This is a genomic window from Thermus aquaticus, assembly GCF_001280255.1.
In the GTDB taxonomy this organism is placed as follows: Bacteria; Deinococcota; Deinococci; order Deinococcales; family Thermaceae; genus Thermus; species Thermus aquaticus.
Window position 1 is genome coordinate 1 of the sequence record NZ_LHCI01000018.1, and the last position, 575, is coordinate 575.

Sequence of the window (575 nt, forward strand, 5' to 3'; positions counted from 1 at the left end):
CATGTACATGGAAAAGCTCATCGTCCCCCCGCCCGCCGCCGGGCTGGTGGACCTCACCTGGCCCGTGGCCGCCAACCTGAAGGCTTTGGCCCTGGCCCTCCAGCGCTCGGTGGAGGACCTGGTGGTGGTGGTCCTGGACCGCCCCCGGCACGAAGGGCTCATCCGGGAGATCCGGGAGGCCGGGGCCCGGGTCAAGCTCATCTCTGACGGGGACGTGATCGCCGCCCTGGCGGCCGCCATCCGGGGGACGGGGGTCCACGCCGTCATGGGCATCGGCGGGGGCCCGGGAGGGGGTCTGGCGGCGGCGGGCCTCCAGTGCCCGGGCGGGGGGATCCAGGCCCGCCTCACCCCGCCAAACGAGGAGGAGCGGGCCCGCCTCAAGGCCATGGGCGGGGACGAGAACCGCATCTACCGCACCGAGGACCTGGCCCCGGGAAAGGAGATCGTCTTCGCCGCCACCGGCATAACCGACGGGGACATCCTCCAGGGAGTCCGCTTCTTCGGCGGCGGGGCCAGGACCCACTCCATCGTCATGGGGCACGCCACCCGCACCGTGCGCTTTATAGACTCCATCC

The 575-nt window shown here is 72.2% G+C and carries 1 protein-coding gene; it reads left to right on the forward strand.

The features are described from left to right. Nucleotides 1-575 (forward strand): fructose-bisphosphatase class II (locus BVI061214_RS00140; protein WP_156303160.1); only part of this gene is annotated, 575 nt, incomplete at both ends.